We start from the raw sequence: 2,501 nt of genomic DNA on the forward strand, positions 1-2,501 counted from the left end.
CGACCGGAGCCGCCGCGAAAGCCATCCAGGTGGCACTCGCCCAGCTCGGCGACCCCTACGTCTACGGTGCGGAAGGGCCGAACGCTTTCGACTGCTCGGGCCTGATGCAATACGCGGCGGCAGCCGCCGGTGTGCGGATTCCGCGAGTCGCGGCCGACCAATACCGCACCCTGCCCAAGGTGAATCCCAGAGACATCAAGCCCGGCGATCTTATTTTCCCCTCGAGTTCGTTCAAGGGACCCAACAACCCGGGCCACGTCATCATGTACATCGGCAACGGCATGTGCGTCGAAGCTCCCCACACCGGCGGCCACGTCCAGTACCGGAAACTGCCCAGCAGTTACGCGGCCGCGCGGTGGGCGTGATCAGTCGATCCGACGTGCCCGCTGTCTGCCGCCGCCGCACCGGAGCCGATCGTCCGCGACCGGCGTCAATACCCCACGTACGAGCCGCCGCCGCGCATCTGCACGATTCCCGGCACGTTGCTGACCGACCCGTAACGTTCGATGGCGTACCGAACGCCCGCGACGATATTGTCCACCGGATTCCAGATATCACGGTGCCCCGGAACGGAGTACGCGTTGAACGTCGGATCGATGGTCTGCATCAGGCCTTTCGACGGAATTCCGGCCGCGGCGTTGCTGTCCCAGAGATTGATCGCGTTGGGGTTGCCACCGGACTCGTGCTGGATGATCGCCGCGATGTCGGCCGGATCGATCTGGCGCGTGTCGTAGCCGTGCTGACGCAACACCTGCAAGGCTTCGTTGATCCATTGCCCCTGCTGGCCGGACGGCCGCGTGCGTGGCGGACCGCCGCTGGGCCCGTGCGTGCCCGAGTGGGACGTGCGGCGGGGCCGCCGCGGCTGGACGGGACGCGACTCGCGCAGATAGCGGTCGGCAAGAGCAGCTACGCGATCGGCGGTGAGCACTGCGGCGGCCTGTCCTTGGCCGAGCACGGTTCCCGCCCGTTGTAAGGCGCTGTCCAAGGTCGAGATCACCAATTGCCTGCTCGCGTTGGCGTCCTGGACGGTGCCGAGCGCGGTCAGCGCGGTGTTCACCTCGGCGAGGATCGCACCGATCGCTGCGCGTCCCTGCGTGCTGTTGTCGACCGCGCCGCCGAGGATGCGTTCCAGCTCGGCGTTCATCGACTGTGTCGCATCGCCGTGGCGTGCTCGATTCTGATTGCTGTCGGCGTATCGAGAACCGAGCGCACCGTCCCACACGACGGGTCCGCTCGGCCGCGCCGCGTCGAGATCGGGCGGCGCGTACGGCTGTCCCGTCACGGCGGTCGGCGGGCCGTCACCGTATTGGGCGGCGATGGCCGCCAGCGCGCCCATCGCCGCGGCCGCCATGGGCGTGGACGAGCCCGCCATGCCCAGCGTGTCCGAGCGCGGAACGGAGGGTGAACCCGCAGCCGCGGAGGTCGTCTCGGATGCCGACGGTGCATTCTGGGTGCGCCCCTGAGCTGTCGCGCCGACCGGTGCCGCCGGTGCGGCCGCACCCGGCTGCGGCCGCGGAATCGGGGTGGGAGCGCCGCGCGTCGCGGACTTGGCGGGGCGGCGCGGCGCGCTGGTGGTGGCGCCCGCACGCACGTCGCGCGGATCGCCGGGCTCATCGGGATCTCGCTCGGGCCCAAGGCGATCCGCCGGAGCCATCAGTCCCCCCGCTGCGTGCGGACGCTACGCGCGGTGACCACAGAGGCAGCCATGATCCACCTTCCGCCGGATGCCCCGGTACGCGCTGCCGATCGCCGGACATGATCGGTGCGTGCTGGAACCGGGAGAGCGCACAGCCGATGCGGCAAGCCCGCGCCGATGCGGTGAACTCATGCCGCTTGCCCGGCTGTCGGCTCACCCGACTCGGAATGCCTCTTCCCCGGCACTCGTCCCGAAGCGTATCCGCAGCCTAATGCAGGTACCTCCCCAGCACTCCCATGCTGTTCCCGCTTGCGGGAATATCGGTGCCCGGCACGCGGCGGCGGACAACCGCGTGGCGCCTCGATGGAAGAGGGCACCGAGCGACTGGTGAAGGCCGGGCGAGGTCAAACGGCGACGTTGCGCATCGCCGAGGCGATGCTGTTGGCGTAGGCGATGCGCTGCCCTCTCGCCTCACCGGAGCTTCTTTCGTAATACTGATCGAAGACCGCCGCCGCGTAGGCGGGCGTCTGCGCGGCCCGGAGATATCCGTACGCGGTGGATTCATTGCTGCGCAATTCTGCCATCATGAAATCGATCTGGACCTTCCAGTCGGTGACCGGCTTCCCTTGGGCTGCCGCGAACCGCTCCAGGGCCTGCCGCCGCCCGCCCCGCCACTGACACAGACCGATAGCGCCTTCGCCCGAGTTGTACGCGCTGGTGTTGAAACCGGACTCGACCTGCAGGTTACCCACGATTCCGGCTGCTTGGGCCGGCGTGAGACCGTATTTCGAGACGAGGTAGCGATAGACATCCGCCGGATTGGCTTTCGAGCCTCCCGGAATGTTGTCGCCGTTGCCGCGCGTGC

At 68.5% G+C, this 2,501-nt stretch carries 3 protein-coding genes; 1 reads left to right on the forward strand and 2 read right to left on the reverse strand.

Annotated elements, in window-relative coordinates:
• Window positions 1–365, forward strand: a 365-nt coding sequence (locus tag ABZW96_RS37495) for a C40 family peptidase (protein ID WP_355081620.1), incomplete at its 5' end; no start/stop codon positions are given.
• A gap of 65 nt (window positions 366–430) precedes the next feature.
• Here the strand turns inward: ABZW96_RS37495 and ABZW96_RS37500 are convergent.
• On the reverse strand, window positions 431–1,654 hold the full coding sequence (locus ABZW96_RS37500) for a transglycosylase SLT domain-containing protein (protein ID WP_355081622.1): 1,224 nt from the start codon (window positions 1,652–1,654) through the stop codon (window positions 431–433).
• A gap of 386 nt (window positions 1,655–2,040) precedes the next feature.
• The coding region (locus tag ABZW96_RS37505; protein ID WP_355081624.1) for a phage tail tip lysozyme at window positions 2,041–2,501 on the reverse strand (461 nt) is incomplete at its 5' end.

It is taken from the genome of Nocardia sp. NPDC004168 (assembly GCF_040610355.1).
GTDB lineage: Bacteria > Actinomycetota > Actinomycetes > Mycobacteriales > Mycobacteriaceae > Nocardia > Nocardia sichangensis.